The sequence below is a fragment of the Pseudomonas yamanorum genome (assembly GCF_900105735.1).
Taxonomy (GTDB): Bacteria; Pseudomonadota; Gammaproteobacteria; order Pseudomonadales; family Pseudomonadaceae; genus Aquipseudomonas; species Aquipseudomonas yamanorum.
This window is the reverse complement of the sequence record NZ_LT629793.1, coordinates 4,690,901-4,717,883: the sequence shown is the minus strand read 5'-3', so window position 1 is coordinate 4,717,883 and position 26,983 is coordinate 4,690,901. Positions and strand designations below refer to the sequence as shown.

The 26,983-nt window shown below is 60.5% G+C and carries 24 protein-coding genes and 1 pseudogene; 10 read left to right on the top strand and 15 right to left on the bottom strand.

Annotation, left to right across the window (positions count from 1 at the left end; translation table 11 throughout):
* Positions 1–239 precede the first annotated feature (239 nt).
* Both BLU46_RS22170 and BLU46_RS22165 read left to right on the top strand, forming a co-directional pair.
* Positions 240–788, top strand: coding sequence for a PadR family transcriptional regulator (locus tag BLU46_RS22170; RefSeq protein WP_063027345.1), 549 nt, complete (start codon positions 240–242; stop codon positions 786–788).
* Positions 785–1,552: a siderophore-interacting protein gene (locus BLU46_RS22165; RefSeq protein WP_063027343.1), complete on the top strand. Its 768-nt coding sequence runs from the start codon at positions 785–787 to the stop codon at positions 1,550–1,552. The genes BLU46_RS22170 and BLU46_RS22165 overlap by 4 nt, the downstream gene beginning before the upstream one ends.
* Here BLU46_RS22165 and BLU46_RS22160 read toward each other — a convergent pair whose 3' ends face one another.
* Both BLU46_RS22160 and BLU46_RS22155 read right to left on the bottom strand, forming a co-directional pair.
* The gene (locus BLU46_RS22160) at positions 1,553–2,179 is read right to left on the bottom strand and encodes a Pr6Pr family membrane protein (RefSeq protein WP_063027342.1); all 627 of its coding nucleotides are present in this window, start codon (positions 2,177–2,179) and stop codon (positions 1,553–1,555) included.
* A 1-nt stretch (position 2,180) separates the two neighbouring features.
* Positions 2,181–2,417, bottom strand: coding sequence for a VF530 family protein (locus BLU46_RS22155; RefSeq protein ID WP_003216406.1), 237 nt, complete (start codon positions 2,415–2,417; stop codon positions 2,181–2,183).
* A 377-nt stretch (positions 2,418–2,794) separates the two neighbouring features.
* Between BLU46_RS22155 and BLU46_RS22150 the strand changes: the two genes are divergently transcribed.
* Complete coding sequence (locus BLU46_RS22150) at positions 2,795–4,813, top strand: TonB-dependent receptor (protein WP_093205449.1); 2,019 nt, start codon at positions 2,795–2,797, stop codon at positions 4,811–4,813.
* Positions 4,814–4,955: 142 nt separating this feature from the next.
* Here the strand turns inward: BLU46_RS22150 and BLU46_RS22145 are convergent, their stop codons facing one another.
* Positions 4,956–6,980 carry a c-type cytochrome gene (locus BLU46_RS22145; protein WP_093205447.1) on the bottom strand — a complete coding sequence of 675 codons (2,025 nt, stop codon included), beginning with the start codon at positions 6,978–6,980 and terminating at the stop codon, positions 4,956–4,958.
* A gap of 223 nt (positions 6,981–7,203) precedes the next feature.
* On the opposite strand from BLU46_RS22145, the gene BLU46_RS22140 reads away from it, so the two are divergent.
* From BLU46_RS22140 to BLU46_RS22125, 4 genes are all read left to right on the top strand, one after another.
* Positions 7,204–8,406 (top strand): pyridoxal phosphate-dependent aminotransferase, encoded by a 1,203-nt coding sequence (locus tag BLU46_RS22140; protein ID WP_093205445.1) that lies wholly within the window; start codon positions 7,204–7,206, stop codon positions 8,404–8,406.
* Positions 8,407–8,445: 39 nt separating this feature from the next.
* Entirely contained in the window at positions 8,446–8,931 is a 486-nt protein-coding gene (locus BLU46_RS22135; RefSeq protein WP_093205443.1) for a GNAT family N-acetyltransferase, read from the top strand.
* Positions 8,932–9,000: 69 nt separating this feature from the next.
* Positions 9,001–9,498 (top strand): hypothetical protein, encoded by a 498-nt coding sequence (locus BLU46_RS22130; protein ID WP_093205441.1) that lies wholly within the window; start codon positions 9,001–9,003, stop codon positions 9,496–9,498.
* A gap of 73 nt (positions 9,499–9,571) precedes the next feature.
* Entirely contained in the window at positions 9,572–10,270 is a 699-nt protein-coding gene (locus BLU46_RS22125; RefSeq protein WP_093205439.1) for a hypothetical protein, read from the top strand.
* 173 nt (positions 10,271–10,443) lie between these two features.
* Here BLU46_RS22125 and BLU46_RS22120 read toward each other — a convergent pair whose 3' ends face one another.
* Genes BLU46_RS22120 through BLU46_RS22110 form a run of 3 tightly spaced genes read right to left on the bottom strand, consistent with a single transcriptional unit; the run spans position 10,444 to position 14,030 of the window.
* The gene (locus tag BLU46_RS22120; protein ID WP_093205424.1) at positions 10,444–11,886 is read right to left on the bottom strand and encodes a c-type cytochrome; all 1,443 of its coding nucleotides are present in this window, start codon (positions 11,884–11,886) and stop codon (positions 10,444–10,446) included.
* A 3-nt stretch (positions 11,887–11,889) separates the two neighbouring features.
* Positions 11,890–13,479, bottom strand: a complete 1,590-nt coding sequence (locus BLU46_RS22115; protein ID WP_093205421.1) for a GMC family oxidoreductase — start codon at positions 13,477–13,479, stop codon at positions 11,890–11,892.
* 14 nt (positions 13,480–13,493) lie between these two features.
* Positions 13,494–14,030, bottom strand: a complete 537-nt coding sequence (locus BLU46_RS22110) for a sugar dehydrogenase complex small subunit (RefSeq protein WP_172834547.1) — start codon at positions 14,028–14,030, stop codon at positions 13,494–13,496.
* A gap of 322 nt (positions 14,031–14,352) precedes the next feature.
* Between BLU46_RS22110 and BLU46_RS22105 the strand changes: the two are divergent.
* Positions 14,353–14,658 (top strand): annotated as a pseudogene (locus BLU46_RS22105) (VUT family protein); the annotation flags it as partial.
* A gap of 112 nt (positions 14,659–14,770) precedes the next feature.
* Here BLU46_RS22105 and queC read toward each other — a convergent pair.
* The 8 genes from queC to hmpA all read right to left on the bottom strand — a co-directional run bounded on the left by queC (position 14,771) and on the right by hmpA (position 23,126).
* On the bottom strand, positions 14,771–15,463 hold the full coding sequence (queC, locus tag BLU46_RS22100) for a 7-cyano-7-deazaguanine synthase QueC (protein WP_063027319.1): 693 nt from the start codon (positions 15,461–15,463) through the stop codon (positions 14,771–14,773).
* A gap of 102 nt (positions 15,464–15,565) precedes the next feature.
* Positions 15,566–16,453 (bottom strand): heme o synthase, encoded by an 888-nt coding sequence (cyoE, locus tag BLU46_RS22095; RefSeq protein WP_017480052.1) that lies wholly within the window; start codon positions 16,451–16,453, stop codon positions 15,566–15,568.
* Positions 16,454–16,464: 11 nt separating this feature from the next.
* Positions 16,465–16,800, bottom strand: coding sequence for a cytochrome o ubiquinol oxidase subunit IV (gene cyoD, locus BLU46_RS22090; RefSeq protein ID WP_003216374.1), 336 nt, complete (start codon positions 16,798–16,800; stop codon positions 16,465–16,467).
* Complete coding sequence (locus BLU46_RS22085) at positions 16,800–17,426, bottom strand: cytochrome o ubiquinol oxidase subunit III (RefSeq protein WP_008435616.1); 627 nt, start codon at positions 17,424–17,426, stop codon at positions 16,800–16,802. The genes cyoD and BLU46_RS22085 overlap by 1 nt, the downstream gene beginning before the upstream one ends.
* Positions 17,427–17,429: 3 nt before the next feature.
* Entirely contained in the window at positions 17,430–19,448 is a 2,019-nt protein-coding gene (gene cyoB, locus BLU46_RS22080) for a cytochrome o ubiquinol oxidase subunit I (RefSeq protein ID WP_093205414.1), read from the bottom strand.
* Positions 19,449–19,451: 3 nt separating this feature from the next.
* On the bottom strand, positions 19,452–20,393 hold the full coding sequence (cyoA, locus tag BLU46_RS22075) for a ubiquinol oxidase subunit II (RefSeq protein WP_008435619.1): 942 nt from the start codon (positions 20,391–20,393) through the stop codon (positions 19,452–19,454).
* A gap of 799 nt (positions 20,394–21,192) precedes the next feature.
* On the bottom strand, positions 21,193–21,699 hold the full coding sequence (locus tag BLU46_RS22065; protein WP_093205410.1) for a disulfide bond formation protein B: 507 nt from the start codon (positions 21,697–21,699) through the stop codon (positions 21,193–21,195).
* 245 nt (positions 21,700–21,944) lie between these two features.
* A complete protein-coding gene (hmpA, locus tag BLU46_RS22060; protein WP_093205405.1) occupies positions 21,945–23,126 on the bottom strand; it encodes an NO-inducible flavohemoprotein in 1,182 nt (393 codons plus the stop codon).
* A 147-nt stretch (positions 23,127–23,273) separates the two neighbouring features.
* Here hmpA and norR point away from each other — a divergent pair, with 147 nt between their 5' ends.
* A complete protein-coding gene (gene norR / locus BLU46_RS22055; RefSeq protein WP_093205400.1) occupies positions 23,274–24,818 on the top strand; it encodes a nitric oxide reductase transcriptional regulator NorR in 1,545 nt (514 codons plus the stop codon).
* Between the two features lie 138 nt (positions 24,819–24,956).
* Here the strand turns inward: norR and BLU46_RS22050 are convergent, their stop codons facing one another.
* Entirely contained in the window at positions 24,957–25,868 is a 912-nt protein-coding gene (locus BLU46_RS22050; protein ID WP_008435625.1) for a DMT family transporter, read from the bottom strand.
* Between the two features lie 137 nt (positions 25,869–26,005).
* Between BLU46_RS22050 and BLU46_RS22045 the strand changes: the two genes are divergently transcribed.
* Positions 26,006–26,881 (top strand): helix-turn-helix domain-containing protein, encoded by an 876-nt coding sequence (locus BLU46_RS22045; protein WP_063027310.1) that lies wholly within the window; start codon positions 26,006–26,008, stop codon positions 26,879–26,881.
* Positions 26,882–26,983 lie beyond the last annotated feature (102 nt).

Below are 26,983 nucleotides of genomic sequence, written 5' to 3'. Positions count from 1 at the left end.
AAGAATGATTTAGTGCAGAACACGTCCGTAAGAATAGGATTACATATTATAAAAAACAACAGTAATTACTGGGGAACGCCAACTAACAAGTTGGCGAATATGTCGTGAGAGTCAGTGCGCTGATCAGCCTGTTTTCGAGTCCCGTCTCACACGGCGCGAGATGACCGTTCGTCTGTCGGGGTTGCAGCGGTATTAAGATATATCTTACGTTGTATCTAAACCAAACGAGAGCACCCGAAATGAGAGACCATCATTCACACCGCGACCCCGGTGACAGCCGCGACGGCTTCGACAAACGTCCAGGCCGAGAGCGCGGCGGCCGTGGCCCACGGGTCTTCGCCCCCGGCGACCTGAAACTGCTGCTGCCGGCACTGATCGCCGAACAGCCGTGCCATGGCTACGACCTGATTCGCCGGATCGAGACCCTGTTCGACGGCGCCTACAGCCCCAGCCCCGGCGTGATCTACCCCACGCTGACCTTTCTCGAAGAAAGCGAATTGATTACCGGCGACGCCGATGACGGAAAAAAACGCTACACAATCACCGACGCCGGTCGTCTCTTCTTAAGCGAACAGGCGGTTGCCCTCGAAGGTATTCGCATGCGCATGGATGTGAGCAAACGTTCGCTGCGCGGCCAGGACCGTCCGCCGGAAATCCACGAGGCGGTGCATAACCTGCGTCACGCCTTGCATTCGCACCACGGGCGCTGGAGCCCGGAAGAAATCGTTCGTGTCGCGGCGCTGCTCAACAGCACCGCCCAAGCCATTGCCGACGGGAAAGCCCAATGAATACCCAAGCCATCCACCGCGTGACCCACGAAATCAAACGCCGCCGCCTCGAAGTCCTGCGAGTGGTCGACATCACCCCGCGCATGCGCCGCATCACCCTGGGCGGGCCGGAACTGGCGGGCTTTATCAGCCTGGGCAGTGACGATCACATCAAGCTGCTGTTCCCGCAGAACGCCGCCGAACAAGCGGCGCTGGACAGCCCCGACTTCAACCTGCGCGGCGATGGCCCACAACCGGCCATGCGCGACTACACCCCACGCCGGTACGACCTGGACATCGGCGAGCTGGACATCGACTTCGTGCTGCACGGCGATGGCCCTGCCTCCACCTGGGCCGAGCAGGCCAAGGTCGGCCAGCACCTGCACATCGGCGGGCCCCGTGGCTCAATGATCGTGCCGGATATCTTCGACAGCTACCTGTTGATCGGCGATGAAACCGCGATCCCGGCCATCGCCCGGCGCCTGGACGAATTGCCGGCGGGGCGCAAGGTATTGGCGGTGATCGAGATCGCCAATGCGGCGGAACAGCAGCCGCTGCACAGCGCCGCCGAGGTGGAAGTGATCTGGGTGGTGCGCGGCCAGGATGACCTGCTCGAGACGGTGCAGAACCTGACGCTGCCGGACGGTTCGCTGTACAGCTTCGTCGCCACCGAAAGCAAACTGTCACGCCAGGTGCGGCGGGTGCTGCTGGACACGCACAATGTCAATGAGGCGTTCCTCAAGGCGGTTGGTTACTGGCGCGCGGAAGGCAGCGAAGAAGAGTGATCAGGTGCGGGGCTTGATGATTTTATCCAGCCCCACCACCACCAAAGCAATCAGCACAAACCCCGCCAGAATTCCCCCGGCATTGATGAACACCTGTGGATAACCCAGCCTGTCCACGTCAATGAACGGGTACTGATACAGACCCCACACATACCCTCGCAACAACGCGTACGCGAAGTACACCACCGGGTAAATCACCCACAGCCCGATGTGCTTGAGGCGCAAGCTGCCCTTGGGCACGCACCACCACCAATAGGCGACAAACACCAACGGCATCACGTCGTGCAGCAGTTCGTCCGCCACAAACTGCACCCCCGCGGGCTGCCACATGTGCCGCAGCAACAGGCTGTACGCGAGGCTGACCACCACAATACTCACGGCAATCCCGCTGCTGACCACAGGCCCGAGGAAAAACCGGCTCGCCGCGGTTGGCCGTTGCACCCAGGCGTGGGTCAACACTACCGCTACCAGGGTGTTGGTGAGCACGGTGAAGAAGCTGAAGAAATTCACCAGGCCCGGCAACAGGCTGGCGCCCTCGATCCAGCGGAAGTAGAAAATAATGTACTGCTGCAGCGCCAGGCCGGCCCAACCGCCGAGGGCTGCGAGGCCGATAAGGTGACGTTTCACCTCAGTCCTCGACCGGTCGCTTGGTGCGCATCAACTTCACGTACAAACCTTCGACCTTCTCCCGCGCCCACGGTGTCTTGCGCAGGAACGACAGGCTCGACTTGATGCTTGGGTCACTGGAAAAACAGCGGATATTGATGCGCTCGGCCAGGCCTTCCCATTGGTAATGCGCCACCAGCGCGGTGAGGACCTGTTCCAGGGTGACGCCGTGCAGTGGGTCTTTGTTTGTCGCGGTCATGCCGGGCCTTTTGCGAAAAGAAGAAAACGAAGCCGCGCACCTTAGCGGACGGGCCGTGCCGGTGGAAGCGCTGCCTTCACTATAGGCCACTGTTCGATCGTTCCCACGCTCTGCGTGGGAATGCCGAATTGGACGCTCTGCGTCCCGCGGTCGACGCAAATTTCAGCCCCGCGCAATGGTGACGCAGAGCGTCACAGGATGCATTTCCACGCAGAGCGTGGGAACGATCAGTGTGGGAGCGATCGAGCGGGTTCTGGGAAAGTTCCCCTTGGCAGAGAAAAAAGTGATGTTATATTGTAACGATAACTATCAAAGGGTATCGAATCCCTTACCGTTTTCAGCCTTCTCTTTTTTTGCCGTTTGCCAAGGAACGACCGATGTCCCTCTCTTCTCTCTGGCGCCTCACCCCGCTGGCCACCGCCCTGTTGATCACCTCCCAGGCCAACGCCCTGGAGCTGCAACCCCAAGTCATCACCGGCAACCCGTTGGGCAGCGAAACCCTCGCCTCGCCCACCACCGTGCTCGAAGGCGATGACCTGACCCTGCAACAAAAAGGCAGCCTGGGTGAAACCCTGAACAAGCAGCCCGGCGTGTCGTCGTCGTACTTCGGCCCGGGGGCCAGCCGGCCGATCATCCGTGGCCAGGATGGCGACCGCATTCGCGTCCTGCGCAATGGTGTGGGCGCGCTGGATGCCTCGTCGCTGTCCTATGACCACGCCGTGCCGCTGGACCCGGTCAACGTCGACCGCATCGAAATCGTACGCGGCCCGGCCGCCCTGCTCTACGGCGGCAGTGCCATCGGCGGCGTGGTGAATACCTTCGACAACCGCATCCCCACCGAAGCCATCGAAGGCATCCATGGTGCCGGTGAGTTGCGCTACGGCGGCGCCGACACCACCCGCAGCAGCGCCGGCAAACTGGAAGCCGGCAACGGCACCTTCGCCTTGCACCTGGACGCCAGTGCCCGGGAATTCAACGACCTGAAAATCCCCGGCTTCGCCCGCAGCCGCCACGCGCCGGAAAGCGAAGACGGTGAAGGCAAGAACGGCCGCCTGGGCAACAGCAGCGGGCGCCAGGATGGCGGCTCGGTCGGCGGTTCCTACACCTGGGACGATGGTTACGCCGGGCTGTCCTACAGCAACTACGACAGCAACTACGGCTCCCCGGCCGAGCAGGACGTGCGCATCCGCATGAAGCAGGATCACTACGCCTTTGCGTCCGAGATCCGCAACCTGCAAGGCCCGTTCACCTCGGTGAAACTCGACGCCGGCTACACCGACTACAAGCACATGGAAATCGAAGGCGGCGAGACCGGCACCACCTTCAAGAACAAGGGCTATGAAGCGCGGGTTGAAGCGCGGCACCTGCCGATCGGGCCATTCAACGGCGTGGTGGGCGCGCAAGTCAGCCGCAACGAATTCTCGGCGCTGGGTGAAGAAGCGTTCGTACCGCAGACCGACACCAACGCCGGCGCGCTGTTTATCCTCGAAGAAATGCAGGCCACCGAGCGCCTCAAGCTGAGCCTCGGCGGGCGCCTGGAACACACCAACGTCGACCCCGACGGCAAAGGCAACGCGCGCTTTGCCAATGCCAACAAGTCCGCCGACTTCACCGCCGGCAGCCTGTCGTCTGGCGCGGTGTACACCCTCACGCCAATCTGGTCCCTGGCCGCCACCCTCGGCTACACCGAACGCGCCCCGACGTTCTACGAGCTGTATGCCAACGGCGCTCACGTCGCCACCGGCACCTATGAACTGGGCGACGCCAACCTGTCGAAAGAAAAAGCGGTGTCCAGCGACCTGGCGCTGCGCTTTGACAACGGCACCCACAAGGGCAGCTTCGGCGTGTTCTACAGCCACTTCTCCAACTACATCGGCCTGCTGGGCAGCGGTCGCACCCTGAATGACGAAGGCGAGGAAGATGCCGGCGGCATTCCTGAGTACAAATACTCCGGCGTGCGTGCGCGTTTCGCAGGGTTTGAAGCCCAGGATCACATCAAGCTGGGGGAAGGTGCCTACGGCAAGTTCGCGTTGGAACTGTCCGGCGACTACACCCGCGCGACCAACCTGGACACGGGTGAAGCCTTGCCACGGATTGCGCCGTTGCGTTTGAACAGCGGCTTGCTGTGGGAACTGGATCGCTGGCAGGCGCGGATTGACGTTGAACACGCGGCGGGCCAGGGCCGGGTGCCGGATAACGAAAGCGGCACCGATGGCTACACCACCCTGGGCGCCAGCGCCGGCTACCGCTTCAATGTCGGCGGCAGCCAGTGGCTGGCGTTCGTCAACGGCGAGAACCTGACGAACCAGACCGTGCGCTACGCCAGTTCGATCCTGCGGGACATCGCCCCGGCGCCGGGGCGGAGTGTGCAGGTTGGCTTGCGCACCACCTTCTAACTGGCTGCACTCGGTTAAAACTGTGGGAGCGGGCTTGCTCGCGAAAGCGGAGTGTCAGTCAATACATGGGTGACTGACCCACCGTCTTCGCGAGCAAGCCCGCTCCCACCTTGACTGTGCCCACTTCGAACAGGTTGTGGGGTTAGTACCGCGCATCCACGGGTTTACCCCCCTTCGGCCAATCCTTCACTTTGTCCGGGAAATCCGGACGAGGTTGTTGGGAGAAGTAAGCCGCCACATCCACCGCCTCCTGATCCGACAAGCCACCCTGCCCCAACGGGAATTTCTCGTGGAAGCCAATCGGCATGTTGCGTTTCACGAACGCCGCCGCCGTGTACAGCCGGGCCATCCCCGCCCCGATATTGAACGATTGCTCGCCCCACAACGGCGGGTACACCAACTCGCCATCCGCCCGCGCCAACCCTTGGCCATTGTCGCCATGGCACACCGCGCACTGCCTGGCATAGACCTGCTTGCCATTCTCCATGTCCGGTTTGATCGCAGGATCGACCTTGCCCACCCCGCGCCCGGCGACTTTATCTTCGGGCTGGGTGTTGTTTTTCATCCAGTCGAAGTACGCCACCATCGCCTGCATATCCGCCGATTCCGCCGGCAGTGGCTTGCCATTCATCGAACGCCGGAAGCAGCCGTTAATCCGCTCTTCCAGGCTCACCACCTTGCCTGCCCGCGGCGCATAGCTCGGGAAGAACGCCGAGACACCCACAAACGGCGAACCGTCCGCCACGGTACCGGCGTTGAGATGGCAGCTGGTGCAGTTCAAGGCATTGCCCACGTTGTTCGGCAGCAGTTCCTTGGTTTGCAGGTGCAGGCGCATGCCGCGCACCACTTGATCGGCATTCGGTGCCGTCAGCAACTCAGCCAGGCGCGGGGTTTCGAACGCTGACGAATCGGTGGTGACCGGGTTGAGCTGACCACGCATTTTCTTCACTTGGGCAGCGCTGATGGGCGTGCCTTCGTTGCCCCAACTGCTGCGTACGAAACTGAGGATTTCAGCGATTTCCTGATCCGCCAACCGGGCAAACCCGGGCATGGTGTAGACCCGTGGATGGGTTGCGGTCTCAGCCGTTTCCCACCCCGTCAGCGTGATATGCAGCAATGAAGTCGGGTTGTTCGAAGCAACGCCCGGGTTGCCGGCCAACTGCGGAAACAGTCCTTTCACCCCGCCGCCGTCGCTGCGGTGGCAATCACTGCAAAACTGCATGTAACCCAGGCCGCCCCGGCTGGTGAACAGATCCTTAGGCGGTGCGGCGGGCTCGTGTGCCACGGCGGGCATCGGCAGATCATCCTTGCCCGGTGGCAAGGATTTCAAATAGGTCGCGATGGCCGTCAAGTCAGCGTCAGTGAAATGCTGGGTACTGTGATGAATCACATCAGCCATGTTCCCCGAGACCGTGGCAAAGCGGTTCTGCCCGGTCTTGAGCAATTGCACGGTGTCGTCCACCGTCCACAGGTTGCGCAGGCTCAAGGCGCGCCAATGTTCGACGGTCTCCCCGGCCAGGTAATGCCGGCCGCTGCGGCCGGCATCACTCATGGCTTTCTCCTGGAAGGCGATACCCCGCGGGGTGTGGCAAGATCCGCAGTGGCCCAGGCCCTGGACCAGGTAGGCGCCACGGTTAAGTACTTCATCCTTCGCCGGGTCAGGCACGAACGGCTGCTTGTCGAGGAACGCAAAATTCCACAACGCCAGGCCCCAGCGCTGGTTGAACGGGAAGCCCATCTCAGCGTCCAGGTTCGGCTTGTTCACCGCTTTCACGCCCTGCATCAGATAGGCGAACAACGCGCGCATGTCGCCCTCGCTCATCTTCGCGTAGGACGGGTACGGCATCGCCGGGTACAGGTTCTGCCCCGCGGGCGTCACACCTTCTCGCATCACCCGGTCGAACTGCTCAAAGGTGTACTGACCGATGCCGGTGTCGCGGTCCGGGGTGATGTTGCTCGAATAGATCGTGCCCATTGGCGTGCTCAACTCAAGCCCGCCGGCCATTTGCGCGCCTTGCTTGCCGGTGTGGCAGGCGATGCAGTCGCCCAGTTGGGCAACGTATTTGCCCTGTTCGATCAGCGTGGGGTCGGCTTCGTTGGCGTGCAGGGGAAGGGACAGGCACAGCACCACCCCCACAAGGCCCAGACGTGACAGGGGAAAAATCATCGCACTATTCCTTTAATAACCCGGCCTGGGGCGGTCCCCTCGGCGCAGGTCTGCAATCGTTTTTATTGGGTCATCAGGCAGATAACCGGGGCATGGTCAGCCCCAGCTTCGTTGTAGCGGATTTTTTGCGCGCGGCCCTTGATGTGGATCAGGCGCCATGTTCTACAGTGGAACTGAAATTGACTAATTGACGCGGGCATCGATGTCGGCGAGGAGAGCAAGGATGCGTTATTCACCCTTTGTGGGGCGCATTGGCGGCGAATCCGTCAGTGCCTGGGATATTCACTACGCCGCCGCCGAAGCTCAACTGCGTGGCGAAGACGTGATTGTGCTCAGTGTCGGCGATCCGGATTTCGCCACACACAGCGCGATCTGTGAAACCGCCGTGGACGCCCTGCGCGCTGGCGACACCCACTACACCCATGTGCTCGGCCGCCCGAAACTGCGGGAGGCCATCGCCGCACGGCAGAGCCTGCTGCAAGGGATTGCGGTGCACGCCGACAATATAGCCCTGGTCGCCGGCGCGCAGAATGGCCTGTTCGCGGCCTGCTTGTGCCTGTTCAGCCACGGCGATGAAGTGCTGGTGCCGGAGCCGATGTACCTGACCTACGAGGCCTGTGTCCAAGCCTCGGGGGCACGCATTAAAACCGTCGAACAACCGGCCGCCAACGGCTTTCGCCTGACCCGTACCGCGCTGAAGGCCGCGATTACCGACAAGACCCGGGGCATCGCCCTCGCTACACCGTGCAACCCCACCGGCAACGTCTACTGCCGCGAAGAGCTGGAAGCTGTCGCCGAAATGGCACGCGCCCACGACCTGTGGGTAATTTGCGATGAAGTGTATGGGCAGCTCATCTATGACGATCAACACCTGAGCATCAGCGCGTTACCCGGCATGGCCGAGCGTACGGTGGTGCTCAACAGCCTGTCGAAAAGCCACGCCATGACTGGCTGGCGGGTAGGCTGGGTGGCCGGCCCGCCCACGTTGATCAGCCATCTGGAGAACTTGCTGCTGTGCATGATTTACGGCCTGCCAGGGTTTATCCAGGCGGCGGCGCTCAAGGCACTGGAATTGGATGAGGTCGTGGTCAGCGATGCCCGTGCGCTGTATCGGCGCCGGCGTGACCTGGTGGTGAATGAGCTGAGTGCGATCAGCGACCTGGAATGTCGAGTCCCCCAGGCGGGCATGTTCATGCTGGTGGACGTACGCCGCACCGGGCTCACGGGCCGGGAATTCGCCTGGCAACTGTATCGCCAGACCGGCGTATCGGTGCTTGATGCCCAAGCCTTTGGCCCCAGCGCCGAAGGGTTTGTGCGGGTTTCGTTTACCGTTGCCGATGACACCCTCAGGGAGGCTTGCCGACGCATTGCCGGCTTCGTCGAAGGGCTTGGGGCCAACGCCGCGCCTTTACGTGATCGCCGATAACGGGCATAAAACGCCCTTTGCCCCGTTCGAAGGACTGCCATGTCTCAAGGATTGACCTATCGCCAGGCGCACCTGGATGACCTGCACACCCTGTGCGTACTGGGCCAGCCGCTGAACCGCCTGCACCACCAGGAACGGCCCGATATCTATCGTGATGCCACCGACCAGGTGGAGCGCGACCAGTCCCATTGGCGGCCCTGCCTCACCAGTCGGGTTCAGGCGGTGTTTCTTGCCGAGCAGCACGGCGTTGGTATTGGATTTATCACCGCGCAAATCATCGAGACCGCCAGCCCGTTGTTGCAGCCGCTGCGTGTTGCCAGGATCGGCTCGATCTGCGTGCTGGAGGCACATCGCGGCCAGGGCATTGGCCGTGAGCTGATGGCGCTCGCGGAGCGTTGGGCCATCCACCAGGGCGCCGGTGATCTGCGCCTGACCGTCTGGGCCTTCAACGAACCGGCGCAGCGGCTGTACGAGGAATTGGGCTACGAAAAACGCGCCTTCGAAATGGGCAAGCGCCTCGATTAAATCGATGGACAGACCCCGCGCAGCCCGGCGAATATCGACGCCCAACTTCATCAGGCACGGACGCTGACCATGCTCGACATTCTTCAGGGCACGCCCCTTTGGGTGTACGCCGTTTATCTGTGGATCTGCTGGTACGGGATCAAAGCCACCCGCGGCAGCCGCGAAAACCACCGGTCACTGATGATCCTGCCGGTGGTGCTGGTGATCTGGTCGCTGATGTCCATTGAACACTCAACGCTGTCGATCGGCTGCTGGCTGGGCGGTGCCGCCGTGGGCTGCCTGTTGGCGATGGTGATGTTCACCGCCAAGGGTGCAAGCCTCGATGGCCACACGCTGGTGCTGCCCGGCACCTGGAAAATCCTGCTGATCTCCCAACTGTTCTTCGCCGTGAAGTATTACCTCGGTTACCAGCACGCCGTGCATCCGTTGCTGTCGAGCACCGCGCCAATGCTGGCCCTGGCGGGCGGGGCTTCGGGTTTTACCGTTGGGCTGTTTTGCGGACGGGCGATCAAGCTGCAGCGGGCGTTGGCGTCATTCAACCGCGATGAGGGCATTGTGCTGCCTTGACCTGATCCCCCTCCCCGCTGAAAATGCGCGACGCTTTTCCCGTCTCCCCGTTTACTGAAGTAGTGAAATTTCAATGTCTGATTCCCGCACCGAAGAATCCGTAGTCGCCTTGCAATCCAAAGCTGAATACGAAAACGCCATCAATCTTTCACAGCACGTGCCGGCGGCCAAGACCATCAGTGAAATGGTGCTGGACGCGTTCCACACCTCCAAGGAAAGCGACCAGATCCGCGAGCTGCGCGTGGCCATCCGCCAGGCCCACGACGCTTTCGACGACGACAAGGCCTACGACCTGATGGGCGAGCTCAAGCAGCTCAAGGACGCCGAAGCCGCCGACAACGCCGCCCTGGAAGACCTGAATACCAAGTTCTCCATCAGCCGCATCCTGTCCAGCTTCAAGGACGATCCGGAGTTTCAGGAACTGGTCTACGGCCTGGCCCTCAAGGTGCTGAACCAGACCCACCAGGCGATCAGCAATCCGAGCGCCGGCAAAGGCAAGGCTTCCCGCCCGAAGAAGGAAATGGAAGTGTTCGCCATCAGCAAGGACGGCATCAGCGTCACCCTGCCGATGCGTTCGCCCCGCTCCAAGCCGAACGTGGACCGTGAGGCGTTTGAATTCCTCGGCTTTACCTTTGTCGGTGAAGGTGATGAGGCGGAACTTGAGGTTGAAACCTTTGTGGATAACTCGGGCGCCGAGCAGCCACTGACGCGTAAAAGCATCATCACCGCATTGCAGCAGCAAACCGCATTTGATGGCTACAGCATCGCGTAGGAGCTGTCGAGCGCCAGCGAGGCTGCGATGGCAGCAACATAGCAATCGCGCCAGACACAGGCATCGCGTCGCGCCTGACGCAGCCTCGCTTAAGCTCGACAGCTGCTACGCCAGCGTCGAGGCATTAAAAAGCCCCGCACTTTATACCGAAGGCGGGGCTTTTGCGTTTCTGGCTAGTTGGAATGAAAACGGCGGTTCAACGCAATCCGCTTGGCCTCCACTGCCCGCAGGTGTTGGTGGTGACGCCGCCACAACACCAGCACGATGATCAGCACCAGCAACGCCAGGCCACCGCCCCACAGCAGATACGGCATCGCCGTGATCAACAACGGCGCATCTCCACCGCGACGCAGGCTCGTCACTTCTTCGGAACTGACGCTCAGCGCCGGGTTGCCGAAGGTTTGCAGGCTGTAGTTAGCGATGGCGGCGATTTGCGCATCGTTCAGGTCGCCGCCCAGGGCTGGCATGTTCACTGCGCCGTCGGCCCCTTTACGGTCGATGCCCGCGATGATCGCCATCACCAGGTTGTTGGCCTGGTTGCCGTTGAGCGCGGTGTTGAGGCTCAGGGACGGGTAGAACTTGTCCGCCGAGCCCTGGCCATCGCGGCCGTGGCAGCTGGAGCAGGCCGAGTTGTAGAGGCGAGCGCCATCCAGGCCGGTCGCGTCAGCCAATGACGCTTGATCGCCTTGGCCGGTTTCCAGGGTGCTCATGTCCACCGGCTTGACGTCGCGCACCACCCGCTCGGTCTGCCCGGGATCGCGGATCGGCGGCACGCTGTGCAGGTAGGCGGCCATGGCGTGCAGGTCGCTGTCGCTGAGGAAGCGGAAGCTGTTTTCCACCGCTTCGGCCATACCGCCCGCCGCTTGGGCCTTGTCGGCGAGGTGACCGTTTTTCAGGAAGTTGACCAGGTCGTCCTCGCTCCAGTCGCCGAGGCCACTGACCTTGTCGGAGGTGATGTTGGGCGCGACCCAGCCACCCAGTTTGGCGCCAGCCAGGTACTGGCTGTTGTCCTCGGCCATCAGGGCATTACGCGGAGTGTGGCAGGCGCCGCAGTGGGCGAGGTTGTCCACCAGGTACTGGCCACGGCTGGTCTGTTCGGTGGCGCCGGGCTTCGGCACAAAACCCTGGCTGTCGAGAAACACCAGGTTCCAGCCGAACATCAGTTGGCGGATGTTGAACGGAAACGCCAGGTGCGTTTCCGGCACCGGCTGGTCCACGGCTTTGACGCCCTGTTGCAGGTACACATACAAGGCGTGGATGTCGTCATCGCTCATGCCCTGGTAAGAGGTGTAGGGCATCGCCGGGTACAGGTGCTGGCCCTTGGCGTTGATGCCTTTGCGCAAGGCGTCCGCCAGTTGTTGCTCGGTGTAGTCGCCGATGCCGTAGGCCTTGGACGGGGTGATGTTGCTGGAGATGATCTTGCCCATGGGCGAGTCGATCACATACCCGCCGGCCAACGGTGCGCCACCGTTTTCGGCGGTGCGGTGACAGGCTTCGCAATCGCCGGCACGGGCGACATAGGCGCCCTTCTCGATCAGCGCATCGGTGTCTTCAGCGGCAAACACCGGCAACGCGGTGAGCAGCAAGGCCAGCAACGGAAATTTAAGCAATCCCATGACCTAGACCTCCCGCGCAATGATGTCGGCCATACGGATACTCAGCGCCACGCCGGCCAGGGTCGGGTTGATGGTGCCGGAGGCCGGTATCACCCCGGTGGTGGCGAGAAACAGGTTGGCGTGGTCGTGGGTGCGGCACTCGTGGTTGACCACCGAATCCTTGGGGTTGGCGCCCATGATCACGGTGCCCATCAGGTGGTCGCGGTTCTGGTAGCCGGTGTTGTCTTCCACCACCGTGCCACCCATCAGCTGCACAAAGTGCGCATAGTCTTCGGTAACACCGGACTTGGCCGCCTTCACGTAATCGCCCACCTCGTAGTTGACCACCAGCATCGGGATGCCCAGGGCGTCCTTGCGGGTGCGGCTCGGGCGCACGGTGTTGGTCGAAAGCGGCAGGGTTTCATACACGGTAGAGACGTCGACCCAACGCGCCGCGTCGTGACGGATGCGCTCGTCCAGCTCCTTGCCGTACACGCCCTGGGCGATCAGCCGCTTGGCCACGGCAATGTTCGGCACGTTGTTGGAGATCGAGTGTTTGACCGAAGCCCGCTCCTTGCGGAACTCGCCGTCGCGGCGGTTGAAAATCCCGCCCTGCTGCACCGCGCCGCGTCCCGGCCACAACGGCTCGTCGGCGATAAATTGCAGGCCTTGGCCAGTGTGGTCCATCAGGTTGCGACCGACCTGGTCGGAGGAGTTGGCCACCTCGGAAATCAGCAGCAGCTTGGGGGTTTCCAGGCCGTGGGCAGCAACGATGAAGTACTTGGCGGTGAGCCGCACATCGGCGCCACTAGAGCTGCGGTAATGGATGGCGACGATCTTGTCGCCCGCGCCTTTTTCCAGCTTGTAGGCGGTGGCGTCGGTGATCAGCTTGGCGCCGGCCTGTTCGGCATGGCGGGCGTGCACATCGCCGCTGTACATCGCACCAATGGGGCAGACCGGCATGCAGTTGTTGTTGCCGCTGCACGCCGGGCGCCCGTCGTAGGGTTCGGTGGCACGGCCATTGGGCTCATGGATAAAGTGATAACCGGCCGGGGCCATGCGTTCACGCAGGCGCTGGAACAGGTAGGTATCGCCCTCCGGCGCCATCGGATAGGGGCTGGAGCGCGGTGGGAAAGCGCCGCCGCCCTGCCCGCTCTGGTCCTGGGTGTCACTGCCGCACACGCCCAGGGCAATTTCCGCACGTACGTAATAGGGTTCCAGTTCGCTGTATTCCAGCGGCCAGTCGCGACCTACGCCGTAGAGCGTGTTGAGCTTCATATCGTTGGGCAAGTAACGCCAGCACGCCGCCGCCCAGTGCCAGGTGGTACCGCCCACCAGTTTCAACATGCCGGGGCGGAACTCGAAAGAACCGGTGTTCTCGATGTACTGCTCATCATAAGAATGATGGGCCCACGGCTCATTGGGATAGGGTGAGTTGTAATTGCCCTTGTTCGACGAATTACGGAAGTTCTCGACTATCTTCCAGCGGGGAATATGTTCACCCGCTTCCAGAATAATCACTGACTTGCCGAGTTTGGCCAATTCAAAGGCTGCGTTACTGCCTAATGCGCCGGAGCCAACCACGATGACATCGGCGTCAAAATCCTGATTCATAAAAGTGCCTTGTCTTAGTCGTTGGCCAGCGTGGCCGGAGGATGGACCCAGTAATTGGTTTTTCCCCGGGAGTACGTCGGTATCACCGTGGCGTCCGCGGTCGGCTGGTAGGCCAGCGCGCCGGTGAAGGTCACCAGCCGCGTACCGTCGGTAGCGCGCAGGGACACCGGCGTGCCGGTGTAGCCCAGGTACCAGGCGGAGACGATTTTCTGCGTCGTGTCCTTGATCACCGGGTCGGCGTAGAACGGGCTGCCGGACAACTGGCCGACGCTACGCAAGTGATGCTGGCCAACCTTGCTCCACAAGGCTTTCATCTTCTGCGGGAACTCGGGGTCGTTCTGGGTGCACTGGGCCAGGATGCGCAAGGACAAGGTGGCATCCAGGCTCGGGCGTTCGAGGAGGAACATCGACAATTGGCGGAAGGATTCGATGTCGTCGCTGGCGGCGCTGCTGACTTCCTGCGCCAACGCAACACCGGCCCACAGCGGGGCAAACAGGCCGGCACCGGTCAAGGCTGCGCCTGAGTACAGGAGTTTTCTTCGGGTTATCACGGGATATCTCCTCATGAGTCGAACCACTATCGGCGCACGGGCCAAGTTCGACTTCACTGCAAAAGGCTGAGTACTTCGTTCACGGAGGTTGAACGGACTTTAAGAGCCCTTTTTATAACTGCCAGGAGAACGCCAAGCTGTCATGCAGCTTGTTAATTATGGATATGAGCAATAACGCGACCGTCTATAACAGCCGCTTAAACACCGTACAGCAATTCATCCCGCACTAATATGAAACATCCATTTGGATATTTGCTCAGTTGTGCAGGTAATCCGCGAGGGGATACCTCGCGCACCAGGTTTGGGCCTGTAAATGCAGGGATTCCTGGTGTCGGAGAACATCAACTCGTACCTGCTGTGCAAGATCAAAGAGCTGACCAACTCCAGGTATTTATTCCTGCGGATTTTCCTGAGTACGTTCTTCGCGGTGATCATCGACAGTTTCCTGTTCTGCTTCATCGCGTTCTACGGCGCCATGCAGACCAGCGACATCCTGAACATGATCTACGTGCAGATTGCGATCAAGGTCTGCTTTGCCTTCTTCAATATCCTGCCGGCCTATGGCGCCCGCTCGCTGTTCAAGCGCTACATCACGGGCGATAACCAGGCCCAACCACACGCCAACTGATGCTCGTTCCCACGCTCTGCGTGGGAATGCCGCTTTGGACGCTCCGCGTCCGCCTTTGTGACGCGGAGCGTCACGGGATGCATTCCCACGCGGAGCGTGGGAACGATCGACATCACGCCAGCTTGCTTTTCAGGCTCTGCATGACGGCGGCCTTGTTTTCCAGGTAGTCGTTCAGGCCCCGCGCGCGAAGGTTGCACGCATCACAGTTGCCGCAGCCCGTGCCGATAATGCCGTTGTAGCAGGTCAGGGTCTGGTTGCGGATCAAGTCCAGCTGGTGGTGATAGTCCGCCAGGGCCCAGGTCTCGGCCTTGTTCAGCCACATCAACGGCGTTTCCAGGCGCACGTCGTATTCCATGCCCAACTGAAGCGCTTTATTCAGCGCCTTGACGAACTCATCCCGGCAATCGGGATAGCCGGAGAAGTCGGTTTCACACACGCCGGTGATCACGGTTTGCGCCTTGACCTGATAGGCGTAGATCGCCGCCAGGGTCAAAAACAAAATGTTCCTGCCCGGCACAAAGGTGCTCGGCAAACTCTCGCCTGAGCTGTTCACCGTGGGTACCGGAATGTTGTCGCGGGTCAGGCTGCTGATGGCCAGTTCGTTCAACAGGGACACGTCCATCACCTTGTGAACGGTGGCACCCAGTTGCTTGGAGAGTTTTTGCGCGACTTCGATTTCCGCCACATGACGCTGGCCATAATCAAACGTTATGCAGTGCACTTCGTCATACAGCGGCAGTGCCTGGATCAGACAGGTTGTCGAGTCCTGCCCACCACTGAATACGATAACGGCTTTTTTACTCATCACGCTGCTTCCTGCATTTGTAAGATTTGGCATAGTTTAAAGGCCCCTCAATAAAAAACCCCGCGCTTCTTTCGAAGGCGGGGTTTTTTACTGCTTGATCACTCAGTGAGCGTACGTCAGCAGCAACTCTTTCGGCACCTGGAAATCCAGGGACATCATCACGCTCAAGGCGGTGATGGTGAAGATCGAGAAGACGAACAGCTTGCGTGCCCAGACGGTGTCATCCACCGCCTTGTAGCCGGTCCAGGCCATGTACAACCAGTACATGCCCATGGCGGCGGCAACGGCGAGGTAGCTCATGCCGGCGTAGCCACTGAAGGTCAACATCAAGGTCGCCACGAGGAAGGCCAGGATGTAGAGCAGGATGTGTTTCTTGGCTACCTTGATGCCACGCTTGACCGGCAGAACCGGAATCGAGGCAGCCAGGTAGTCGTTGAAGCGGAAGATCGCGATGGCATAGGAGTGCGGCATCTGCCACAGGCTGAACATCACCAGTAGCACCAGCGCGGCCATGTCGAAGCTATTGGTCACAGCCACATAACCAATCACCGGCGGCATCGCCCCCGACAGACTGCCCACCAGCGTGCCGTGAACCGACTTGCGCTTGAGGTACAGGCTGTAGAAGCCGACGTAGATGACAAAGCCGATCACGGCAAACAGCGCCGCCAGCGGGTTGGCCACCTTGTACAACAACACCACGCCGGCGATACCCAAAACGGTCGCGAAGATCAGTGCCAGTTTCAGGGAGATAAGGCCCTGGACCAGCACACGATTCTTGGTGCGTTCCATCTTGATGTCGATATCGCGGTCGATGCAGTTGTTGAATACACAACCGGAAGCTACCACCAGGGACGTGCCGATCATCGCTGCCAGGAAAATGGCCAGATCGACATGCCCCTTGGAGGCCAGGAAGAAACCGCCTGCCACAGAAAGCACGTTACCGAAAATGATCCCCGGTTTGGTGATTTGGATAAAGTGCTTAAGCGACATCGGGTCTTACCTCACTTCGCCATCATGAACGTATGGATGCTGAACATGATCCATACCGACAGGCCAACCAGCAGGAGGATCACCAAACCTGCGAACACGAACGCAATCACGTTATCGCGCTGAGCCTTCGAGCGGTCCAGGTGCAGGAAGTACACCAGGTGAACCAGAACCTGAATCACCGCGAACGCCAGGACGATCATCAAGGTGATCGACTTCGGCAAGGTCGGGTACATCACCAGGCCGAACGGGATCAGCGTCAGGATGACCGACAGGATGAAGCCGATGGCGTACGACTTGACGCTGCCGTGGCTGTCATCGTGGCTGTCATGGGAATGTGCATTAGCCATTACAGAGTCCCCATCAGGTAGACAACGGTGAAGACGCAGATCCAGACCACGTCCAGGAAGTGCCAGAACAGGCTCAGGCAGCTCAGGCGAGTCTTGTTGGTGTTGGTCAGGCCATGCTTGTTGACCTGATACATCATGGTCGCCATCCAGATCAGACCGGCAGTCACGTGCAGACCGTGGGTGCCTACCAGCGTGAAGAACGCCGACAGGAAGCCGCTACGGTGCGGGCCGTAACCTTCGGAGATCAGCAGGTGGAACTCGTTGACCTCCATGCCGATGAAGCCCAGGCCGAACAGGAAGGTCAGTGCCAACCAGCTCAGGACGCCTTTCTTGCTGCCCTTGTAGAAGGCCAGCATGGCGAAGCCGTAGGTGATCGAGCTGAACAACAGCAAGGCGGTTTCGCCAAGCACGTAAGGCAGTTCGAAGATGTCGTGGCCCGACGGGCCACCCGCTACGTTGTTTACCAGTACCGCGTACACCGCGAAGATCGACGCAAACAAGATGCAGTCGGTCATCAGGTAGAGCCAGAAACCGAAGACGGTCATTGGCCCCGAGTCGTGGTGATGGTCATCGTGCCCATGGTCATCGACATGGGCGTGTCCAGCATTGGTCACTAAGTTCGACATGGTTTAAGCCTGTTCCAACGAGGTTTCAACACGGTTGGCCGGGATCTTCTTCTCGGCAACCAGGCGAGCGTGTTGCTCGGCTTCGATGCGTTCGATCACGTCGACCGCCACCATGTAGCCTTGGTCATCACGGGCAGCGTGAACGATGAAGTAGCCGATGGTGCCCACCAGGCTGACGATGGCCAGCCACCAGATGTGCCAGATCATCGCGAAACCGAAGACGGTCAACAGCGCACCCATCACAACGCCGGTAGCGGTGTTGTTAGGCATGTGGATCGGTTCGTAACGTGCTGGCTTCTGGTACGCCGTACCGTCTTCCTTGGCTTCGGTGAACGGATCGATGCTGTCAGCCTTCGGCAGTACGGCAAAGTTGTAGAACGGAGGTGGCGACGAAGTCGACCATTCCAGGGTGTGTGCATTCCATGGGTCGCCGGATTCGCACATGTTCTGCTTGCGATCACGCACGCTGACATACAACTGGATCAGCTGGCAGGCGATACCGACAGCAATCATCAGCGCACCCACCATGGCAACGTACAGGTACGGTACCCACTCAGGGTTGGTGGTGGCGTTCAGACGACGGGTCATGCCCATGAAGCCCAGTGCATAGAGCGGCATGAACGCGACGAAGAAGCCCGAGATCCAGAACCAGAATGCAGCCTTGCCCCAGCCTTCGTGCAGCTTGAAGCCGAACGCTTTCGGGAAGTAGAAGCTGAAACCTGCGATGTAGCCGAATACTGCGCCGCCGATGATCACGTTATGGAAGTGAGCAATCACGAACAGGCTGTTGTGCAGTACGAAGTCAGCACCCGGGATGGCCAGCAGTACGCCGGTCATGCCGCCGATTGCGAAGGTCACCATGAAGCCCAGGGTCCACAGAACCTGGCTGGTGATACGCAGACGACCGTGATAGATGGTGAATAGCCAGTTAAATAGCTTCACCCCCGTCGGGATGGAAATCAGCATCGTCGCCAGTCCGAAGAACGCGTTGACGCTGGCCCCCGAACCCATGGTGAAGAAGTGGTGCAGCCAAACCATGAAGCCCAGTACCGAGATCGCGCCCGAGGCGTAGATCATCGAGTGGTGACCGAACAGGCGCTTGCCCGAGAAGGTCGAGATCACTTCAGAGAAGATACCGAACGCTGGCAGGATCAGGATGTACACCTCAGGGTGACCCCATGCCCAGAACAGGTTCACGTACATCATTGGATTGCCACCAAGTTCATTGGTGAAAATGTGGAAATCCAGGTAACGGTCAAGCGACAGCAACGCCATGGTTGCAGCCAGGATCGGGAACGATGCAACGATCAGAACGTTGGCCCAGGTGCAGGTCCAGGTGAAGATCGGCATGTCCATCAGCTTCATGCCCGGGGCGCGCATTTTCAAGACGGTGGCCAGGAAGTTGACCCCCGTCAGTGTCGTCCCGAGTCCTGATAACTGTAGCGCCCAGATGTAGTAATCCACACCCACGCCCGGACTGTAGGCCAGGCCCGACAATGGCGGATACGCAACCCAACCGGTCTTGGCGAATTCGCCGACGCCCAGGGACAGGTTGATCAGTACCACGCCGGACACCAGCAGCCAGAAGCTCAGGGAGTTCAGGAACGGGAACGCAACGTCACGCGCACCGATCTGCAGCGGCAAGGCAAGGTTCATCAGGCCGGTGAAGAAAGGCATCGCCATGAAGATGATCATGATCACACCGTGGGCGGTGAAGATCTGGTCATAGTGTTCAGGAGGCAGGTAGCCAGGCGAACCCTCGGTGGCCATGGCCAACTGGGTACGCATCATGATGGCGTCGGCAAAACCACGCAGCAGCATGACCATGGCAACGATGACGTACATGACGCCGATTTTCTTGTGGTCGACCGAAGTCAGCCACTCGGTCCACAGGTAGGTCCACTTCTTGAAGTAAGTGATACCTGCAAACAGTGCCAGACCACCCAGCGCGATCATGGCGATGGTCACCATCACGATCGGCTCGTGGAACGGGACCGCATCCCAACTTAATTTACCAAACATCGTTTACTCCTCTGCCCCAGCAGTTGAATGCGAGCCCGTGTCAGAACCTTCAACCGCGGCCACTTCTTTCTTCTCGTGCTCGATCGGCTTGCCTGGCTTCATACCTTCGTACTTGTCGACGATTTTCTGAAACAGGTCCGGCTCGTACGTGGAGTACAGGGCGACTGGGTTGTTCTGGCTTGGTTTGGCAAGGGCATCGTATTCAGCTTGATCAAGCTGTTTAGGTGCGGCCTTGACTTCGGCTACCCAGGCGTTGAAATCTTCCTGGCTCGTCGAGATCGCTTTGAATTTCATGCCGGTGAAGCCAGCACCGCTGTAGTTGGCGGAGATGCCTTCCATTTCAGCTTTCTCGTTCGCGATCAGGTGCAGACGGGTCTGCATGCCTGCCATCGCGTAGATCTGGCCACCCAGTGCAGGGATGAAGAACGAGTTCATCACGGCGTCGGAGGTGATCCGGAAATTAAGCGGGGTGTTCTCCGGGAACCGGATCTGGTTCACCGTGGCGATACCCAGGTCCGGGTAGATGAACAGCCACTTCCAGTCCAGCGCGACCACTTCGATGTTGATCGGCTTGACGTCGGAGTCCAGCGGACGATACGGGTCCAGCTCATGGGTCGACTTATAGGTGATGTAACCCAGGGCGATGATGATGAGGATCGGCACCAGCCACACCGCGATTTCAATCTTGGTGGAGTGCGACCACTTCGGCGCGTAGGTGGCGCTGGTGTTCGACGCGCGGTATTTCCAGGCGAACGCGAACGTCATGATGATCACGGGCACCACGACCAACAGCATCAGCAGGGTGGCGGTGATGATCAGGTTGCGTTGATCCAGACCGACCTGACCTTTAGGGTCGAGCAAGGTCCACTTGCAGCCTCCCAGCATTAACATCATGCCAAGCAGCGGCAAAAAGCCTAGTAATCGGGGGTACCTGTTTTTACTCATCTCACGACCTCTAAAGCAGCTTGCGCAATGCAGTTGGGTTTTGATCGCCAACACTTCACCCTGCCAAGGGTTGGCATTTCTCTTCGATTGAATAAGGGCCTGCCCGTCGCGCCTTGCGCGAATCGACACGTCCCGGGCTAGCGGTGAGTTCTTATTCGAATTCGTTGGTCAAAGGCCTTGTTACAGACCAATTCCATTTGGTGCGGATAGTTGAAAGGCTGCCGGCACCTGGGATCGCACGAAACGTTACATCCGCTTCTCGACCGCCCTAGTTTGCTCAGGGGTGAGCAGCACCGGACATTCAATGCGGGCGATTGTAGTTAGCTAGCGATGTATAAACCATGTCTTATCCAGAAATAATTTTTATCGTTTCCAGCAATAATCCTTCACCATTATTGCAAAGGTCCGCGATCGTATCGCGTTTGATTCTCGACAAAAACCACAAAAAATGCCGTGTTATTGGGCATTTCGCCACATCCCCCACAAGCTGTAGGGGCATCGAAAACGCATCCAAGTGCCCTAAAAACAAGGCATTCGGACATCAGGCAATGTCACGGAGCTCAAGCCGCTCGCGGCACCGGCCAGACGACGAACTGACAGCCACAAAACGCCGTTCCATGCAAATTTATGCCGCGTTTACGGGCGTGAGAAACGTCCTGCGACAGCTTCCGTGTGACAACATGTCGCATGCTGCGCGCACCCAAACTTGCCCCGCGTTACGGTCCCTTCACAAAATGCCTACAAACAAAAACGCCCCGGCCTTCTTATAGGAAGGCCGGGGCGTTTGATCATCTACGGATCAGGCTTTGCTCTGGCGATTACGGTAAATGCCCAGTGGCACCAGGATCACCGTCAGCACAAAGGCCACCAGCGCCCATTGGGCCAGGGACAGGCCGAGAACGGGCGGGTAAGGCGTCTCGCAGAAACCGTCGACCTGGAAGCCGAGGGGAAACACTGATGCCAGCGGCAAGCCATCGACAATCGGTTGCAGCACATCGATGCCGCAGCTGACCTTCGGAAAGAACTGGATGTACACGTGATAGCCGGCGGCAGCGACACCCCCGAGGGCGCTGAGTGTCACCAGTGCTTCAAACACCGTGACGCTGCGGGGGGTGCGCATGGCGGCACCGATGAAGGCGAAGATCGCGATCAGCAGCAAGGCATAACGTTGCAGGATGCACAGCGGGCACGGCGCCTCGCCCAGCACCACCTGCATGTACAGCGCCCCGCCGATCAGCGCCAGGCAAATAATGCCCAGCAGTACCAGAAAGCGTCGCTCCCTGCCCAAACGCAATTCGTCGATCATCCCCGTTTCCCTTTAGCCAATGTTGGTTGTGCCAATGGCCGCAAGTTTACACGTGGACGGTGAAAGTTGAGCTGTTGGCGTGAGGAGGTTTAAACAGGAGGCATTAACAGGAGATTAATCAGGGAAAATGGAGATCAAAATGTGGGAGCGGGCTTGCTCGCGAAGGTGGAGTGTCAGTCACTGAATGTGCTTCTGATACACCGCCTTCGCGAGCAAGCCCGCTCCCACATTTTTGACCGAGTAAGTTATTCCAAGGCCGACGCCGGCCCAAAGAACTCATACCGGCTCTGCTTCTCCGGCACGCCCAAGGCCTTCAAGTGACGCTTGACCGCCGCCATGAAGCCTTTAGGCCCCAGGAAGTACGCATCCACATCACGCTCTTGCGGCAACCACGCCGCCAGTTGCTCCTGGCTCAGCATGCCAACCTTGTCCGCCGCCGGGCTCACGCCATCGTCTTCGGCGTAGCAATAAAAACGCTTGAGCTGCGGATGCTGCGCGGCGAGGCCATCCACCCACTCGCGGAACGCATGCACGCCGCCATTACGCGCGCAGTGGATAAAGTGGATCGGGCGCTCGGTGGCCAGGGCCGCTTCCAGCATCGGCAGGGTTGGCGTGATGCCGACACCGCCACTGATCAGCACCAGGGGCTTGTCGCTGGCCGCCAACGTGAACTCCCCCGATGGCGGAAACAGATCGATGGTTGCGCCCACCTGGAACTGGTCATGCAGGTAGTTCGACACCCGGCCACCGGCTTCGCGCTTGACGCTGATGCGGTACTGGCCCGAGTCGCCACGCGCCGACAGGGAATAGTTGCGGCGCACTTCCTCACCCTCCAGCACCAGCTTCATGCCAATGTATTGCCCGGGCTCAGCCGCCAGGATCGGGCCTTTATCCACAGGCGCGAAGTAGAACGAGATGATTTCAGCGCTCTCCTCCACCCGCTTGACCAAGGTGAAAGGCCGCGCACCACGCCAGCCGCCCGGCGCTTCTTCCTTCTCTTTATAGATAGCCGCTTCGGCACCGATCAGGATGTCGGCCAGTTGGCCATAGGCAGCGCCCCAGGCGCTCATCACTTCAGGGGTGGCGATTTCACTGCCCAGCACTTCGGAAATCGCTCGCAGCAGGCAGGTACCGACAATTGGGTAATGCTCCGGCAGGATCTGCAGGGCCACGTGCTTGTTGATGATCTTCGCCACCAGGTCGCCCAACTGGTCCAACTGGTCGATGTGGCGAGCGTACATCAGCACGCCGTTGGCCAACGCCCGGGGCTGGTCGCCGCTGGCCTGGTGGGCCTGGTTGAACAGCGGGCGCACTTCGGGGTACTCGGACAGCATCATCCGGTAGAAATGGGTGATCAGGACTTCGCCGCCACTTTCCAGCAGGGGCACGGTGGATTTGACGATGGCACGGTCTTGGGCACTAAGCATGGCAGACTCCTGGGTCTTCTTACTGATTACCCTTTGTTACTCAGTATTCATGCCAACTAATAAAACCTTATAAATCAGTAGCTTGAATTAAATGTAGTCAGTATGACCTCCTACACTTTATAGTCACTATGACTACAAGGAGTCATTATGACTGCGAAGCCGCTGCTCACCACCCTGCTGCCCCTGGTCGCCGACCTGTCCCGCGAACTGCCCGAAGGCGAGCGCTATCGGCGCCTGCTCCAGGCCATGCGCGCCCTGCTGCCCTGCGACGCCGCCGCCCTGCTGCGCCTCGACGGCGAATGGCTGGTGCCTCTGGCGGTGGATGGTTTGAGCACCGACACCCTCGGCCGGCGCTTCAAGGTCAGCGAGCATCCGCGCTTTGGTGTGCTGCTCAGCAGCCCCGGCCCCACCCGCTTTGACAGCGACAGCGAACTGCCCGACCCCTATGACGGTTTGGTGGATGGCCTGCATGGACACCTTGAAGTTCATGACTGCATGGGCTGCCCGCTGTTCGTAGACGACCAGCCCTGGGGCCTGCTGACCCTCGACGCCCTGGACACCGAGCGCTTCGAACGGGTGGAGCTGGACGCCCTGCAAGCCTTCGCCAGCCTTGCTGCCGCAACGGTGAATGTTGCCGAACGCATCGAACGCCTGGCCCTGCGGGCCGAAGACGAACACCAGCGGGCCGAAATCTACCGCCAGGCCAGCGGCCAGCAGCACAAGGAGATGATCGGCCAGAGCAAGACCCACAAACGCCTGGTGGAAGAAATCAACCTGGTGGGCGGCAGCGATTTGACCGTGCTGATCACCGGCGAGACCGGCGTCGGCAAGGAGCTGGTGGCCCAGGCGATCCACGCCGCCTCATCCCGCGCCGAGAAACCGCTGATCAGCCTCAACTGCGCCGCCCTGCCGGAAACCCTGGTGGAAAGCGAGCTGTTCGGCCATGTGCGCGGGGCGTTTACCGGCGCGCTGAACGAACGCAGGGGCAAGTTCGAGCTGGCGAATGGCGGCACGCTGTTCCTGGATGAAGTGGGCGAATTATCCCTCACCGTGCAGGCCAAGCTGCTGCGGGTGCTGCAAAGTGGTCAGTTGCAGCGCCTGGGGTCTGACAAGGAGCATCAGGTGGATGTGCGCCTGATCGCTGCCACTAACCGGGATCTGGCCGAAGAAGTGCGCAGCGGCCGCTATCGTGCCGACTTTTATCACCGCTTGAGTGTGTACCCGTTGCAAGTCCCGGCGCTGCGGGAGCGTGGCCGCGATGTGCTGTTGCTGGCGGGTTTTTTCCTTGAACAGAACCGCTCGCGCATGGGCCTGGGCAGCCTGCGCCTGACCAGCGATGCCCAGGCGGCACTGCTGGCTTATACGTGGCCGGGGAATGTGCGCGAACTGGAACACTTGATCGGCCGCAGCGCCCTGAAAGCCCTGGGTAACTGCCGGGAACGGCCGCAGATTCTCAGCCTCAGCGCGGCGGACCTGGACTTGCCGAACGCCGCCGCGCAACCGCTCGAAGAGCAGCCCGAGCCAGCGCCGAACGTCACCGGCGACCTGCGCCTGGCCACCGAGAACTACCAGCGCCAGGTCATCAGTGCCTGCCTGGAACGCCACCAGCACAACTGGGCCAGCGCCGCACGTGAGCTGGGCCTGGACCGGGCCAACCTGGGACGGATGGCCAAGCGCCTGGGCCTGAAGTAGCGAACGGTGATTCTCAGGTAAAGGATATTAAATGTGGGAACTGTCGAGCTTTAGCGAGGCTGCGATGGCATCACCGCAGTGCACCTGCAAAACCGCAGCGCCTGCATCGCAGCCTTGCCTGGGCTCGCAGCTCCCACACTAGACCTGCTTCGCCTTGTAGATTGGATTGATCGGCGCGCCAGCCTTGGGCTTACGAAACACCAACACATTCCCCAGCATCACCAGTACCAGCCCCGCCAACGCGGGCGCTGTCCACTGATAGCCTTCGGCAAACGCCGAGACGTTCAACGCCACCACCGGGAACAGCACGGTGCAATACGCCGCCCGCTCCGGCCCCATGCGCCCGACCAGGGTCAGGTAGGCAGTAAAACCGATCACCGAACCCGGGATCACCAGGTACAACAACGAACCGATGTAGCGGCTGTTCCATTCCATGTCGAACGGAATACCCTGCACCGCGCAGTACATCGCCAGCATCGACGCACCATAGGCCATGCCCCAGGCATTGGTGGTCAGCGGCTTGAGGCCGGCCTTCTGTTGCAGGCTCGACAGCATGTTGCCCGCCGAGAAACACATCGTGCCGAGCAGCGCCAAACCCAGGCCGAGCAAGGTTTGCGGGCTGGCGGTGTGCCCCACCAGTTCCGGCCAGAACAACAGCCCCAGGCCCAGCAACCCGAGGCCGCCGCCCATCAACACATTGCGTGCGACTTTCTGGCCAAAGAACACCCGAGCGTTCAGCGCGTTCCACAAGGTCGCGGTGGAGAACACCACCGCCACCAGCCCGCTGGGAATCCACTGGCTGGCGGTGAGAAAGCACATGAAGTTGACGCAAAACAGGCACAGCCCCTGGGCCAGGCAGATCAAATGCCCACGGCGGTTCATCACCTGCAGCTTGCGGCTGAGCAGCAGCATCACGAACAGCACCAGCGCCGCGAGGCCAAAGCGATAGACGATGGACACCGGAATCGCCACCACGCCCAGTTGCCACTTGAGGGCAATCCAGGTGGTGCCCCAGATCAGTACGGTGAGTAAATACAGGAAAAGGTTCATGGCGGGCTCCGAGGGTTGAGCCACAGTTTCGCCCCGGGCGGCACCCAGCCTCTTGCACATTCTTGCGCTTTTGTCGGCTGCCGGGATCACAGGAATCGCCGCTGGGAGTAGGATGCAAGCTGTCAGAGAGTACGAATATGCCGCCACTGGAAACCCTGCAAGTCTTTCAATCCCTCAACCGCTCGCCCAACGCTCGCCTCGAGCTGTGCGCCGAGCTCGGTGACGGCTTGTCTGCAGCCTTGTGGAGCAACCATCACGACGCCCAGGATTACGAAGCCCCCGACCATCACACCCTGTCCTGCTACATCGGCGGCGGCACCGGCACCTTTCGCCGCGACCAGCCCGGCACCAAGGGCGGCCCGGACAAGCTGTGCATCCTGCCGGCGGAGCATCAGTCGGCCTGGGTGATCAACGGCGAAATCCGCCTGGCCCACGTGTATTTCAGCCCGGAGCAATTCGCCTTGGGCTGCGTGACCTTGCTGGACCGTGAGCCCCGCGAGTTGCAGTTGCGTGAGAGCACCTTCCTCGACGACGCGCAGCAGGCCCGGCGCTTTCACCAGTTGATCAGCCTGAACTGGAAAGAGCCCGGCGAGCGCCTGCTGACCAGCAGCCTGGCGCATGAAATGCTCAGCCATACCTTGCTCAGCCAAGTGGGGATGCGTGAAGGTTTGCGCTTGAAAGGCGGGCTGGCTGCCCACCAGCGTCGGCAACTGGTGGAGCACATCGACCAGCAACTGGCCGAGCCGATCAGCCTGGGGCAGTTGGCAGGCTTGTGCGCCTTGTCGGAGTACCACTTCGCGCGGATGTTTCGCGAGAGCTTTGGCCTGCCGCCCCACCAGTACCTGCTGGCGCGGCGCCTGGCCCGCGCCCGGGAGTTGTTGCGTGGCGGGTCATTGCCCTTGGGCGAGATTGCGCTGGCATGCGGGTTTTCCAGTGCCAGCCACTTTACCAACCGGTTCCGCCAGGCGATGGGCGCGACGCCTGGGGAATACCGGCAGGCATTCCTGCCTTGAAATGCAATCTGCCTGACGGCACAGGACCAATGTGGGAGCGGGCTTGCTCGCGAAGGCGGTGTGGCAGTCAACACATGTACTGACTGATCCACCGCATTCGCG